Here is a 14,322-nt window from a genome sequence, read left to right on the forward strand (position 1 = left end):
GTCAAGCGACGGCTACGACGTCGAGAATCCGCTGGACCACCCGATCCTGGTCGATCCCTGCGGCTTCGGCTTCAAAGGAGAGAATGATGCGGTGGCGCAGCACATCGAACAACACGGCCTGGATGTCTTCCGGGCTGACGAAGTCGCGTCCGGCGAGCCAGGCGTGGGCGCGGGCGCAACGGTCGAGGGCAATCGAACCGCGAGGACTGGCGCCGTACGCAATCCATTCGGCCATCTCCGGGTCGAATTTGGCCGGTGTCCGCGTAGCCATGACCAGTTGCACCAGGTATTCCTCCACGGCGTCGGCCATGTATAAGCCGAGGATTTCCTTGCGCGCGGCAAAGATGGCCTGCTGGCTGACCCGGCGCTCGGGCTTGGTCTCGCCGTTCAGTGCTTCGCCGCGAGCCTGCTGCAGGATCCGCCGTTCGACGGCGGCATCGGGGAAACCGATTTTCACGTGCATCAGGAAACGGTCGAGCTGGGCCTCGGGCAGCGGGTAGGTGCCTTCCTGCTCGATGGGGTTTTGCGTGGCCATCACCAAAAACAGCGGAGACAGCTCATAAGTGCTGCGCCCGACACTGACCTGGCGCTCGGCCATGGCTTCGAGCAAGGCCGACTGAACCTTGGCCGGGGCCCGGTTGATTTCGTCCGCCAGCACCAGGTTGTGGAAGATCGGACCTTGCTGGAACACGAAGCTGCCGGTTTCCGGGCGATAGATTTCCGTGCCGGTGATGTCGGCGGGCAACAGGTCGGGGGTGAACTGAATGCGATGGAACTGGGCTTCGATGCCTTCTGCCAGTTCTTTGATGGCCTTGGTTTTGGCCAGGCCAGGAGCGCCTTCGACCAGCATGTGGCCGTCGGCAAGCAGGGCGATGAGCAAGCGCTCGATGAGTTTTTCCTGGCCGAGAATCTGCGTTGAAAGAAAGGTTCGCAGCGCTAGCAGCGCTTCACGATGTTCCATCGATGACTGTTCCTGGAAAGGGTGACCGAAGACGTTCGAATAACGCCAGGGCTGGGGGCGTTACTTTAATCCATCGCGGGGGGCGGCGACTAACGGCATTTTGCGCAAAGTGGGGGAAATGATTGGAGAGGCGCCGTAACCTAGACAGGCAGGGAGGCAGGTTGGGGCTTCACGACGCTATCGCGGGCAAGCCCGCTCCCACAGTTATCTGCGGTGTGCTCACTATCTGTGCTGCACATCCAGACCTTGTGGGAGCGGGCTTGCCCGCGATGAAGCCTGCTCAGGCACCGTCAAATGTTGCTGATGTAAGTCCCGGTCCCCTCGAGAATGTTCTTCAAGGTTTCCTCAACTTCCGCCAGATCACTCGCATCAGTGCTGTGAGTGATCTCCAGCACATCATCCCCATTCAACGCATCGGCATCCGTTGCAGCAATTTCGATTTTCAGCAGGGTAGGGCTCAGGGTGACTTTCACCCCGTCCAGGGTCGAGGGTTCGCCATCGAGAGTGATCTCAAGCTCGTCCTCGTCCGGGTAGCGACTCATCAGGAACATTTCGCCCTCGTCGCTGTGGCAGCAGAGCATGGCCATGTTCTCTTCTTCTTCATCGCAAGGGTTGACGATCAAGAGGGCGGTGGTCATTTGCATGGGGGGATTCCTGGCTCGGCGAGCGTTGTGAAGGCGAACAAAGGACGATTCTGCCAGTCCTCGCCTGTTTATGCTCGTTCAAGTGTCAGCGAGTGAGTCGTGAACGACCGAAGTGTTGCTGGTCATTTCTGGTACGGATGTGCCGTCAATCCGGGCATAAAACGCCCAAAATCCCATACGGCTGCTAGTGTTGTTCGATGGCGTCGCCACCAAGCAGCGTACCGTTGACCGAATATGTCGCAGCACCGCAAGCACGGGCCTTGCCGCACTCGTTAAGCTGCGCAACGGATGAGCACCTGTAAAGGCATTGAGCTGCACGCAGCCCAGTCGTTTTTGCAGATGCCCATTCATGGAAGGTGAATGTGACCTGAGTGTCTCGTCCAGCTTCACCCACCTGTCGTCCTGTTTCCTCTGCCCGAGAATCAGGAACAGGGTGACGGATTGCCCCGAACAGGGGTTTTGCACGCGACGCTTCCATCAATAACAAGCCCAAGCGGAGTACCACAGATGGCGTTCTTCACCGCAGCCAGCAAAGCCGACTTCCAGCACCAACTGCAAGCGGCACTGGCGCAGCACATCAGTGAACAGGCACTGCCACAAGTGGCGCTGTTTGCTGAACAATTCTTCGGCATCATTTCCCTGGATGAACTGACCCAGCGTCGGTTGTCCGACCTCGCTGGCTGTACCCTTTCTGCGTGGCGCCTGCTTGAGCGCTTCGATCACGCGCAACCGCAAGTGCGCGTCTACAACCCTGATTACGAGCGTCATGGCTGGCAGTCGACCCACACCGCGGTCGAAGTGTTGCACCATGACCTGCCGTTCCTGGTGGACTCGGTGCGTACCGAGCTGAACCGTCGCGGCTACAGCATCCATACCCTGCAAACCACCGTGCTGAGCGTGCGTCGCGGCAGCAAGGGCGAGTTGCTGGAAATCCTGCCGAAAGGCACCCAGGGCGACGGCATCCTGCAAGAGTCGTTGATGTACCTGGAAATCGACCGTTGCGCCAACACCGCCGAATTGAACGTACTGGCCAAAGAGCTGGAGCAAGTGCTCGGTGAAGTACGCGTTGCGGTGGCTGACTTCGAACCGATGAAAGCCAAGGTCCAGGAAATCCTTACCGGCCTGGACAACAGCCAGTTCGCGGTCGATGCCGGCGAAAAGGCCGAGATCAAGAGCTTTCTGGAATGGCTGGTGGGCAATCACTTCACGTTCCTGGGCTATGAAGAGTTCGTGGTGCGCGATGAGGCCGATGGCGGTCACATCGTCTACGACCAGAATTCCTTCCTCGGCCTGACCAAATTGCTGCGTACCGGCCTGACCTACGATGACCTGCGCATCGAGGACTACGCGGTGAACTACCTGCGCGAACCGACCCTGTTGTCGTTCGCCAAGGCCGCGCACCCGAGCCGCGTACACCGTCCGGCTTACCCGGATTACGTGTCTATCCGTGAAATCGACGCCAACGGCAACGTCATCAAGGAATGCCGCTTCATGGGCCTGTACACCTCGTCGGTGTATGGCGAGAGCGTGCGGGTCATCCCGTACATCCGTCGCAAGGTCGAGGAAATCGAACGCCGTTCCGGCTTCCAGGCCAAGGCTCACCTGGGCAAGGAACTGGCGCAGGTGGTTGAAGTGCTGCCGCGCGACGATCTGTTCCAGACCCCGGTGGACGAGCTGTTCAGCACCGTGATGTCGATCGTGCAGATCCAGGAACGCAACAAGATTCGCGTGTTCCTGCGCAAAGACCCGTACGGCCGCTTCTGCTACTGCCTGGCCTACGTGCCGCGTGATATCTACTCCACCGAAGTGCGCCAGAAGATCCAGCAAGTGCTGATGGATCGCCTGAAAGCCTCCGATTGCGAGTTCTGGACCTTCTTCTCCGAGTCCGTGCTGGCCCGCGTGCAACTGATCCTGCGCGTCGACCCGAAAAACCGCATCGACATCGACCCGCTGTTGCTGGAAAAAGAAGTGGTGCAGGCCTGCCGCAGCTGGCAGGACGACTACGCCAGCCTGGTGGTCGAAAGCTTCGGCGAAGCCCATGGCACCAACGTGCTGGCTGATTTCCCGAAAGGTTTCCCGGCCGGTTACCGCGAGCGTTTCGCCGCCCATTCGGCGGTGGTCGACATGCAACACCTGCTGAGCCTGAGCGAAAAAAATCCGCTGGTGATGAGCTTCTATCAGCCGCTGGGCCAGGTCTCCGGCCAGCGTGAGCTGCATTGCAAGCTGTACCACGCCGATACCCCGCTGGCGCTGTCCGACGTGCTGCCGATCCTGGAAAACCTCGGTCTGCGCGTGCTGGGTGAGTTCCCGTATCGCCTGCGTCACACCAATGGCCGCGAGTTCTGGATTCACGACTTCGCGTTCACCGCCGCTGAAGGCCTGGAGCTGGACATCCAGCAACTCAATGACACCCTGCAGGACGCGTTCGTCCACATCGTGCGCGGCGATGCCGAGAACGATGCGTTCAACCGTCTGGTGCTGACCGCCGGCCTGCCATGGCGTGACGTGGCGCTGCTGCGTGCCTACGCCCGTTACCTGAAGCAGATCCGCCTGGGCTTCGATCTGGGTTACATCGCCAGCACCCTGAACAACCACACTGACATCGCTCGCGAGTTGACCCGGTTGTTCAAAACCCGTTTCTACCTGGCGCGCAAGCTCACCAGCGATGACCTGGAAGACAAGCAGCAACGTCTGGAACAAGCGATCCTGAGCGCACTGGATGACGTTCAGGTGTTGAACGAAGACCGCATCCTGCGTCGCTACCTGGACCTGATCAAGGCGACCCTGCGCACCAACTTCTACCAGACCGACGCCACCGGTCATAACAAGTCCTACTTCAGCTTCAAGTTCAACCCGCACCTGATTCCAGAGCTGCCAAAGCCAGTACCGAAGTTCGAAATCTTCGTTTACTCGCCGCGCGTCGAAGGCGTGCACCTGCGCTTCGGCAACGTCGCTCGCGGTGGTCTGCGCTGGTCCGACCGTGAAGAAGACTTCCGCACCGAAGTCCTGGGCCTGGTAAAAGCCCAGCAAGTGAAGAACTCGGTGATCGTGCCGGTGGGTGCGAAGGGTGGCTTCCTGCCGCGTCGCCTGCCATTGGGCGGCAGCCGTGACGAGATCGCGGCCGAGGGTATCGCCTGCTACCGCATCTTCATTTCGGGCCTGTTGGACATCACCGACAACCTGAAAGACGGCGCTCTGGTGCCGCCGGCCAACGTCGTGCGTCATGACGACGATGACCCGTACCTGGTCGTGGCGGCGGACAAGGGCACTGCAACCTTCTCCGACATCGCCAACGGCATCGCCATCGACTACGGCTTCTGGCTGGGCGACGCGTTTGCGTCCGGTGGTTCGGCCGGTTACGACCACAAGAAAATGGGCATCACCGCCAAGGGCGCGTGGGTCGGCGTACAACGCCACTTCCGCGAGCGCGGCATCAACGTCCAGAAAGACAGCATCACCGTGGTCGGTGTCGGCGACATGGCCGGTGACGTGTTCGGTAACGGCTTGTTGATGTCCGACAAGCTGCAACTGGTCGCTGCGTTCAACCACCTGCACATCTTCATCGACCCGAATCCGAATCCGGCCACCAGCTTCGTCGAGCGTCAGCGCCTGTTCGACCTGCCGCGTTCGGCCTGGTCGGATTACGACACCAGCCTCATGTCCGAAGGCGGCGGGATCTTCTCGCGCAGCGCGAAAAGCATCGCGATTTCCCCGCAGATGCAGGAACGCTTCGACATCAAGGCTGACAAGCTGACCCCGACCGAACTGCTCAATGCCTTGCTCAAGGCGCCGGTGGACCTGTTGTGGAACGGCGGTATCGGTACGTACGTCAAAGCCAGCAGCGAAAGCCACGCCGATGTCGGCGACAAGGCCAACGATGCGCTGCGCGTGAACGGCAACGAACTGCGCTGCAAAGTGGTGGGCGAGGGCGGTAACCTGGGCATGACCCAACTGGGTCGTGTGGAATTCGGCCTCAATGGCGGCGGCTCCAACACCGACTTCATCGACAACGCCGGTGGCGTGGACTGCTCCGACCACGAAGTGAACATCAAGATCCTGCTGAACGAAGTGGTTCAGGCCGGCGACATGACCGACAAGCAACGTAATCAGTTGCTGGCGAGCATGACCGACGAAGTCGGTGGTCTGGTGCTGGGCAACAACTACAAGCAGACCCAGGCCTTGTCCCTGGCGGCCCGTCGCGCCTTGCCGCGGATTGCCGAGTACAAGCGCCTGATGAACGATCTGGAAGGTCGCGGCAAACTCGATCGCGCCATCGAGTTCCTGCCGTCGGAAGACCAGCTCAACGAACGCATCGCGGCAGGCCATGGCCTGACCCGTGCCGAGCTGTCGGTACTGATTTCCTACAGCAAGATCGACCTCAAGGAGCAGTTGCTGGGCTCCCTGGTGCCGGACGATGACTACCTGACCCGCGACATGGAAACCGCTTTCCCGCCGACCCTGGTGAGCAAGTTCTCCGAAGCCATGCGCCGTCACCGCCTCAAGCGCGAAATCGTCAGCACCCAGATCGCCAACGATCTGGTCAACCACATGGGCATTACCTTCGTTCAACGACTCAAAGAGTCGACTGGCATGAGCCCGGCGAACGTGGCGGGCGCTTATGTGATCGTGCGCGATATTTTCCACCTCCCGCACTGGTTCCGTCAGATCGAAGCCCTGGACTACCAGGTCTCCGCCGACGTACAACTGGAACTGATGGACGAGCTGATGCGCCTGGGCCGTCGCGCCACGCGCTGGTTCCTGCGCGCCCGACGCAACGAGCAGAACGCTGCCCGTGACGTCGCACACTTCGGTCCCCACCTGAAGGAGTTGGGTCTCAAGCTGGACGAGTTGCTCAGTGGCGAGATCCGCGAAACCTGGCAAACCCGTTATCAGGCGTATGTCGAAGCCGGTGTGCCGGAGTTGCTGGCGCGTATGGTGGCTGGTACTTCGCACCTGTACACCCTGCTGCCGATCATCGAGGCTTCCGACGTGACTGGCCAGGATCCGGCCGAGGTGGCCAAGGCCTACTTCGCCGTGGGCAGTGCGCTGGACATTACCTGGTACCTGCAACAGATCAGCGCTCTGCCGGTTGAAAACAACTGGCAGGCCCTGGCCCGTGAAGCGTTCCGCGATGACGTCGACTGGCAGCAACGTGCGATCACCATCTCGGTCCTGCAGCAGGGTGACGGCACCCTGGACGTGGAAACACGTCTGGAGCTGTGGATGCAGCAGAACGAGGGCATGATCGAGCGCTGGCGCGCCATGCTGGTGGAAATCCGTGCCGCCAGCGGCACTGACTATGCCATGTACGCGGTGGCTAACCGCGAACTGCTGGACCTGGCATTGAGCGGTCAAGCGGCAGTTCCTGCCGCTGCGGTCGCCGAGCTGGAACCGGCGGTCTGATCAGGCGTTGAATGAAAAAGCCCCGCATCGAAAGATGCGGGGCTTTTTTGTTTGAGGGCGGACAACACGTCGGCCCAGGGATCGATCCCTCAGGTGTAGGGGGTAGAGCGTTCGGGTGTAGAGACGTGCCTTTCCAGAATATCCGGCTCGAACGTGGCGATGTCTCCGGATTTATCGGTGAAACAAGTGCTGTACGCCGGGTCGCGCCAGATTTCCTTTTTGATGATGCCGGCGTTACGCGCTTTCAAGTGAAGGGCCGGTTGGGAGCTCTTCAAATCATCCAGAGTGATGATTTGATGATTGCCGTTCAGTAAATTGAAGGAGGTGGTATCACCCCCGGCGGCCGGATAGGCACCCAGCACGCCTTGCTCGCCCTTGCTGAAATATTTCTGATAGTAGGCTTCGCTCACAATCTGAATGTTGTAGTAGTCGTCATAGCACTTGAAGTGGACGACCATGGTCTTCATTTTTCTACGGCCTACACGGCGCATTGTTTGGGTGACTGGATCGTAGGCTTCAAATGTCGACACTACATTTGGAGGTATTGGAGAACTGCGTCCGTTGAATTGGAAATGCCCCGGGCTCAACAACTCGTCAAAAAATGTCATGTTGATTCCAGCGCAAGTGATGCGGGCGATGAAGGATCTTTCCTGGTCTTTAGTCATGAAGACGTCCTTGTCTGTAGAAGATGGTGGTAGTTGACGCTGTCGCGCGGAACTGAATATATCGCTATTTAAAAGTCACGGCGTTGATTAAATGTGAGCAAACCCTTCCTCTCCCAGTCGAGGTTTGCTCGCCATGGTTGTCGCAGCCTTAATACAGTATTTGCTCTGTCGTTTTGTCGATCATCGAGACATTACTTGTCGGATTGGACAATAAATTACTGAGCGACTGGTCAAACTTTTGCAGCGCTCTTACTTGCACGTTTTGCTGTTCGTTAATATCCGCGACGATTTCTTCACTGCGCTTGTAGTCCGCCCACACTGGACTCATCGCCTTGGCGTCATGCCCTTGCGCCGTACCGATGTAGCCCAGGTTTTTGTCGTAGAAGTCCACACTGACTTTCGCCTCGATGTCCGAGCTGCGCGATGTCATCAACTGGCTGCGGCTGTCGACGATGCCGACCACGTCCGGTTTGGCCGCCTTCAGGCTTTGCATGTCCGGGTACACCGTGACCGAGCCGAACTGGCGTTGCAACGAGGCCTTGACCCAATCCACGGCCAGGTCGGGTTGGGAGGTGGCTACGTAGGCATCGTGAATCGGCTGCACCAGCAGGCTCTGGCCGAAACCGGTACCGGCATTGGCCTGGTAATCCTGCAGGTAGGCGCGGTTGGCCTGGGTGTTGCGGCTGTAGACGATGCCCAGCGAAACATTGTGGGCGTTGGGAATGCTCGTGGCATTGCTGCGTCCGACCGGCTGCGTGAATATGCCGTCCAGAGAAGAAACCGCCGAAGGAGCGGTGGGTATGGAGCAGCCGGCTATTAGGACGGTCATTGTCAAGGTACTGACAAGCGCGAGTTTCATGGTGTTTCTCCAGTGAAACAACATCAGTCGGAAAGTTAAATGGCCGGTTTTAAGCGGCCGTCATTCCAGACTAAACCGCTTGACTCCCATGCAGTAGCCAATATCCGTAGTTATCCGCCGGCTAATAGTTTTGTTTGATTTAAAACTTTTCGGTTAATTGCCGGCAGATATAAAAAAGCCCAAATCAATGATTCGGGCCTTTTTGTTTATGGCTGTACGTTCAGTCATCAGTTTTCCAACGGGATCAGCACTTTCTCGTCCGGTGAGAGCACCATGAACACCAATAGCTTTGCAGGCTTCGTTTTGCTGGCGTTTTTCGACACAAGGTGCTCGGAACCGGCCGGTTCGTACCAATACTCACCGGCCTTATAGGTCCGCTCTTTTTCGCCCTTCACCTGAGAAGTGACGGCCCCGGATAACACGTAGGCCATGGCAGTGCCCTCATGTTTGTGTGCAATGGAGGATTGCCCTGGCTTGTAGTCGACTTCGATCATCATGGCTTTTTTGCCAGGCGCGTTTTGCAGCATTTGATCTTGCAACACCGTGACCTTTTCCGAAGGACCACCGGCTTCATGGGCGAACGCCGAGGCGGAAACGACCAGGGCCAGGGCAACAAAAGGGGCAGTACAGAAGCGCAAAACGTTCATGGTTCATTACCTGTAATGGGTGAGTTGTCCGGAACCAATCTAGTCCGCCACCCATAACAAACAAACAGCCAATATTCGGGAAGTCCAGGGGACCAATGTCAGTGTGCGGACAAAAAAGATCGCAGCCTCCGGCAGCTTCTACAGAGGTACCCATGCCCTGCAGGAACTGGCGAAAGCTGCGATCTTTAATCGCGTTCTTAACGAATCGGAAAGCTGTTGAAGTCGACGGCGTTGGCCAGTTGGCAATCGATCAGGTCGATAAATCCCTGCACTTGAGGGCTGTTGAAATGCGATTGCATGGCCGCTTCGGATTGCCAATGGGAGCTGACGGTCCAGCGATTACTGTCGTCGGGGCAACGGTCGACCATATAGGACTCACAGCCCGGTAGATCGCGCAGCGTCTCGACAATCTTTTGCAGTTGCTTACCCAGCTCGTCCGAGCGGCCGGAGACGGCTTTCACCTTGAGGGTATTGATCATTTGGTTGGGCATTGCTCACGCTCCTGAATCAGGCCGGACGAATCCTGCTCATTGAGAGATAACGCCTATGCAGGATAGGCCCGCACCCCCGGACCACCAATAGCCAATCGCCGGATAAAGTCGCAGACCAATCCGTCAGGTGACTTGCTGCAAGATGTCGCGCAGGCGATCCAGAGCGGTGTCGATGTCCAGGGTATCAATGGCGCCAAAGCCGAGGAAAAGCCCGGCCAGCGGCGCTTGCTGGTAGAAAAAACTGTTGATGGGGTAGAGCCCGACTTCGACTTTTTTCGCCAGTTCGATCACCAGTGGCACATCGATCGGTACTTTGCACAACACCACCATGTGGAAACCGGCCGTGGTCGGCACCGCTTCCAGCCATGGCGAGAGGTCAGTGGCGATGCGCGCCAGTATCCGTTCCCGTCGACCGGCGTAGATGCTGTGACAACGGCGAATGTGCTTGAGCAGGCAGCCTTCGGCGATGAACTTGGCCAGCGCCCATTGCGGCAGGGTAGAGGTGTGAAGGTCAGTCAGTTGCTTGGCGCGTACCACCGCATCGAGAATCGCCGGCGGCAGAATCGCATAACCCAGCCGCAACTCCGGCAGCAAGGTTTTCGAGAAGGTTCCGACGTAGGCGACGATTCCGCGCTCATCCATGCTTTGCAGCGAGTCCGTGGGCCGGCCCTCGTAGCGGAATTCGCTGTCGTAGTCGTCCTCGATGATGATTGCGCCTAGCTCGTGAGCCTTGGCCAGCAACGCCACGCGCCGTTCCTGGCTCATGGGCATGCCCAGCGGGAACTGGTGCGACGGGGTCACATATATCAGCCGGGTGCCAAGGGGGATCTTGTCCACCTGAATGCCTTCGCCATCCACCGGCACGCCGATCACCGTGGCGCCGTGGGTGCCGAACAACAGGCGCGCGGGCGGGTATCCGGGGTCCTCCATGGCGACGATGCTGCCCGGGCGGGTCAGCACCCGGGAAATCAGGTCCAGGGCCTGTTGGGCGCCGTTGCACACCACCACGTCTTCATCCTGGCAATTGACCCCGCGAGAAAACGCGATGTGCCGGGCGATGGCATTGCGCAGTGCTGGCAGGCCTTCCGGCAGGCTGTAGAACCCTTTGGACGCGGAGATCTGCCGCAAGGCATGGGACGTGCAGCGCCGCCAGTCGTCCTGGGGAAACTGGCCCTTGCTGGTGGCGCCACCAATGAAGTCGTAGCGCAGCGAGCCTTCCAGTGTCGGGTGGCGCAGAAACACCGGCAGGTTGCGCCAGGATTCGATGACCTCGAATCCGGCCAGTTCCGAGTGGCTCTGTTTACGCTCGACTTTCGAAGCCCGAGCGTTGACGTAGGTGCCTTTGCCGATCACTCCGGTGAGGAAGTTTTCGTAGGTCAGTTGAGCGTAGGTGTCGGAAATGGTCTTGCGCGAAATGCCCAGTTGCTCGGCCAGCAGGCGACTGGGTGGCAGCTGCGTCCCTGCCGCCAGGCGCCCGGACTCGATGGCGCTGCGCAGTTGGTTGTACAGCTGACCTGCCAGGTCCTTGCGGCCATTGATGACAACATGCAGTTCCATACCGGCGAAGCTCCGGGGCAATTGAGGCGCGTGTGCGTCGCGCAAGATTACCCCCATCCGGCGGTTATGCAGAAGTTGCGTGGCGCAAAAACCGTCAATTGGTCTGGAGGCGGGTGGTCCACGGATTTTTCGCCAAATTGGACCTGTAACGCCCGGGTAACAACGGATACCGTGAATTACACATTCTCGCCGCACGAGGCCTGTCATGAACCCCCGCCTGGATTACTACAGCGCGTCACCCAAGGCGATGAAAGCCATGATCGCGATGGAGGCCTTGACCAGCAGCTTGGGCATCGAGCCGGCGCTGCTGCACCTGGTCAAGATCCGCGCTTCACAGCTCAATGGCTGTGCGTTCTGCACCGACATGCATTCGGTGGATGCCCGGCGCCTGGGCGAGACCGACCGGCGCCTTTACTCGATTGTGGTCTGGCGCGACAGCAACTTCTTCAACCCGCGCGAGCGCGCGGCCCTGACCTGGACCGAGGCCGTGACCCTGCTTGCCGAAAGCCACGTGCCGGACGACGTCTACGAGCAGGCGCGGACGCAATTCAGCGAAGCTGAACTGGTCGACCTGACCCTCGCCGTCACGACCATCAATAGCTGGAATCGTCTGGCAGTGAGTTTCCGGCAAAGCCCCAGTGCCTGATCCAACGCTGTTCAGTTAACGAAATGGCAGGCGCAAGCACGCTCCTGCCGCGGTCCGCGCATTCCAGTACCTGATCGGGTTGTCATACGGCGTTCATGAAAGGTGCGCAGGATGGATCGCACGGATAGAAGGACAGGGAGTCATCAATGCCAATCATGGGAACCGGCAGCCGTCGGCGCATTGCCGAGTATGGCGCGCCCCTCGATAAAAGCGTTTCCTGGCGAACACTGGCGGCGGATGTCGATCCGGTGCTGGCCCAGTGTTTCAGCGTCACCGCGCGTTCTGGCTGTTTCATGCAGGCAGCGCGCAGCCTCAATATCAAGGCGACCCGGTTACGCAAGCAATTGGCGGAACTGGAAACACAGCTGCAGTGCTCATTATTCAGCCCCTCGGACAATGGAGTCGTCCTCAGTCGTGACGGGCTTCAACTGCATTCACAATTGATCGCACTGGCCCACGAGCGCGACTTGCCGGTGATCGAACAGCCTCTGGTGCGCCTGGCCGTCGCCGAATCGATCCTGCATGACATTCTCGGGCGCGACCTGGTGGCCTTGCTGCGGCGCAATGCCAGCGTGCGCCTGGACATCATCAGCCTCGACAGCGAGCTGTCCCTGCGAGCCGTCAGTGCCGATGTGGTGTTGTGGTTGTCTGGCGCCGATTCAGCGCTACCCGGGCCGAGTTTTGCCATCAGCGAACCTCGGTGCCTGGCACGTCTCGACTACCTGCCGCACATCGCCAAACGTTACTCCAGGGTCGCTTCGCGCCCGGACAGCCTTGATGACCTGGCCGATTTCCTGCTCGTGCAATGGCAGCATGATCGGCAGATCGACAGCTTTCGAGCCTGGAACACCCTGGTGGACCAGCGCCTGGCCGGGGTGGTGCAGTTGCATTCCTATGAACTGATGCTGGAAATGATCCGTTGCAGCGCCTGCATCGGCCTGTTGCCCGGCTACATGAGCCGTTTCGACCGCAGTTTGATCGGCTTGCCAGAGCTGTTCGACCTGCCGATGCAGCGTCAGGTCTGGTTGGCGGTGAATCGCCACTCCGAGGCGGATGCGCAGGTGCGGATGATCGTCGAGTTGATCAACGGCACCTTCAACGAGCGCCGGGAGTGGTTCGAACGTTGAGCCCAATCAAAATGTGGGAGCGAGCCTCCTCGGAATGGCGGTGTATCAGGTTCCATTGATGTGCCTGCAGGACCTCTTCGCGAGCAGGCTCGATTCCACAGGGGGATCGCCAGCCGGGAAGTTTGCGATATAGAGTGAGCAGCCATGTCTGTATCAAGGATGAGTCACCCATGCCCGCCATCGACCCTGTCATCACCCTCGAACGCCTCAACGAATCCCACATCGAGGGCATCACCGCGCTTTACCACGACCCCATGGTCGCCCGGCAGACGCTGCAAATGCCGTTTCCGTCCAGCGAGACCTGGCGCAAGCGCCTGGCGTCGGACAACGAACGAATCGTTCAATTGGTGGCGCTGCACCAGGGAGCCGTTGTCGGCAGTATCACCCTTGAGCAGTTTTCACGTGTCCGTCGCGGCCATGCGGGGGCTTTTGGCATGGGGGTCGCGCAGGCGTGGCAGGGCAAGGGCGTTGGTACCAAGCTGTTGGCGGCGGCGCTGGATATCGCCGATGACTGGATGAATCTGCGGCGGGTCGAACTGTCCGTCTATGCCGACAACGAGGCTGCCATCGGCCTGTATCGCAAATTTGGCTTTGAAACCGAAGGGATCTTTCGCGATTACGCGGTGCGTGACGGGGTATTCGTCGATACCTTGAGCATGGCGCGCCTGCGTCGCCCACTTAAGGCCGGTTGAATCAACGGTTCAGGGCAAACGCCAGCGCCGCTCGTGCTTTTAGTCGCACGCCAGCGGCGCGCTTCTGCCATGCTCAGGGTCCGCAGCACCGCTTCAACCAAAGGAACATCGCGATGGACGACGTACAGCAACTGGGCGAGATGCTTCGTCATTACGCAGACAGCGAAGCGCATAAGAAGCAATTGTTCGAGACGCAATCGGCCGAGTGGGCCAAGCGCATTGGCGAGCTGTTCGATCAGATCCAGCAGTGGCTGGAACCGGTCAAGGCGCCGAATCTGCTGGAGGTGAGTCGCGAAGCCTATGTCGCCTCGGGGCCGAGTGTCCCGGTGGAGACGTCCACCTTCAATACCGAAAAGCTGAGCATCCTGATTGCCGGTAAGCCGGTGGAGTTCGTGCCGGATGTGATGGGTGTCGGCGGGCAGATTTCGGTGGCGGTGATGGGCTTTACCGCCGCACGCTACGGCAGTGTTTCCCTGGTTTGCCTGCCGCCGTCACAGGGCTGGCAGTGGCGCAAGACCAATGGCCTGAAGGATCCGGATACCTTCGCCTTCGATGCGAACTTTCTGGCGCAACAGTTGCAAAGCCTGATCCCCCGCGAGCGCAACTGAACGTATTGATCAATACACAGGA

At 59.3% G+C, this 14,322-nt stretch carries 12 protein-coding genes; 5 read left to right on the top strand and 7 right to left on the bottom strand.

Annotated elements, in window-relative coordinates:
- Position 1: 1 nt before the first annotated feature.
- Both BLV61_RS29145 and BLV61_RS29150 read right to left on the bottom strand, forming a co-directional pair.
- The gene (locus tag BLV61_RS29145) at positions 2–961 is read right to left on the bottom strand and encodes an AAA family ATPase (RefSeq protein WP_003218556.1); all 960 of its coding nucleotides are present in this window, start codon (positions 959–961) and stop codon (positions 2–4) included.
- 290 nt (positions 962–1,251) lie between these two features.
- Complete coding sequence (locus BLV61_RS29150; protein WP_090469307.1) at positions 1,252–1,605, bottom strand: hypothetical protein; 354 nt, start codon at positions 1,603–1,605, stop codon at positions 1,252–1,254.
- A 507-nt stretch (positions 1,606–2,112) separates the two neighbouring features.
- Here BLV61_RS29150 and BLV61_RS29155 point away from each other — a divergent pair.
- On the top strand, positions 2,113–7,008 hold the full coding sequence (locus BLV61_RS29155; protein ID WP_090469310.1) for an NAD-glutamate dehydrogenase: 4,896 nt from the start codon (positions 2,113–2,115) through the stop codon (positions 7,006–7,008).
- A gap of 89 nt (positions 7,009–7,097) precedes the next feature.
- Here the strand turns inward: BLV61_RS29155 and BLV61_RS31200 are convergent, their stop codons facing one another.
- The 5 genes from BLV61_RS31200 to pdxR form a co-directional block, all read right to left on the bottom strand.
- Positions 7,098–7,673, bottom strand: coding sequence for a hypothetical protein (locus BLV61_RS31200; protein WP_139213664.1), 576 nt, complete (start codon positions 7,671–7,673; stop codon positions 7,098–7,100).
- A gap of 148 nt (positions 7,674–7,821) precedes the next feature.
- Entirely contained in the window at positions 7,822–8,532 is a 711-nt protein-coding gene (locus BLV61_RS29165) for an ATPase (protein WP_090469316.1), read from the bottom strand.
- Between the two features lie 227 nt (positions 8,533–8,759).
- Positions 8,760–9,179 (bottom strand): cupin domain-containing protein, encoded by a 420-nt coding sequence (locus BLV61_RS29170; protein WP_047528432.1) that lies wholly within the window; start codon positions 9,177–9,179, stop codon positions 8,760–8,762.
- Positions 9,180–9,376: 197 nt separating this feature from the next.
- Positions 9,377–9,670 (bottom strand): antibiotic biosynthesis monooxygenase family protein, encoded by a 294-nt coding sequence (locus BLV61_RS29175; protein WP_047528434.1) that lies wholly within the window; start codon positions 9,668–9,670, stop codon positions 9,377–9,379.
- 123 nt (positions 9,671–9,793) lie between these two features.
- Entirely contained in the window at positions 9,794–11,227 is a 1,434-nt protein-coding gene (pdxR, locus tag BLV61_RS29180) for a MocR-like pyridoxine biosynthesis transcription factor PdxR (RefSeq protein WP_090469319.1), read from the bottom strand.
- 205 nt (positions 11,228–11,432) lie between these two features.
- Here pdxR and BLV61_RS29185 point away from each other — a divergent pair, with 205 nt between their 5' ends.
- The 4 genes from BLV61_RS29185 (at position 11,433) to BLV61_RS29200 (ending at position 14,300) form a co-directional block, all read left to right on the top strand.
- A complete protein-coding gene (locus BLV61_RS29185) occupies positions 11,433–11,873 on the top strand; it encodes a carboxymuconolactone decarboxylase family protein (protein ID WP_090469322.1) in 441 nt (146 codons plus the stop codon).
- A gap of 146 nt (positions 11,874–12,019) precedes the next feature.
- On the top strand, positions 12,020–13,000 hold the full coding sequence (locus tag BLV61_RS29190; RefSeq protein ID WP_090469324.1) for a LysR family transcriptional regulator: 981 nt from the start codon (positions 12,020–12,022) through the stop codon (positions 12,998–13,000).
- Between the two features lie 170 nt (positions 13,001–13,170).
- Complete coding sequence (locus tag BLV61_RS29195; RefSeq protein ID WP_090469328.1) at positions 13,171–13,692, top strand: GNAT family N-acetyltransferase; 522 nt, start codon at positions 13,171–13,173, stop codon at positions 13,690–13,692.
- Positions 13,693–13,805: 113 nt separating this feature from the next.
- Positions 13,806–14,300: a hypothetical protein gene (locus BLV61_RS29200; RefSeq protein ID WP_047528442.1), complete on the top strand. Its 495-nt coding sequence runs from the start codon at positions 13,806–13,808 to the stop codon at positions 14,298–14,300.
- Positions 14,301–14,322 lie beyond the last annotated feature (22 nt).

Source organism: Pseudomonas mohnii (assembly GCF_900105115.1).
Classification (GTDB): domain Bacteria; phylum Pseudomonadota; class Gammaproteobacteria; order Pseudomonadales; family Pseudomonadaceae; genus Aquipseudomonas; species Aquipseudomonas mohnii.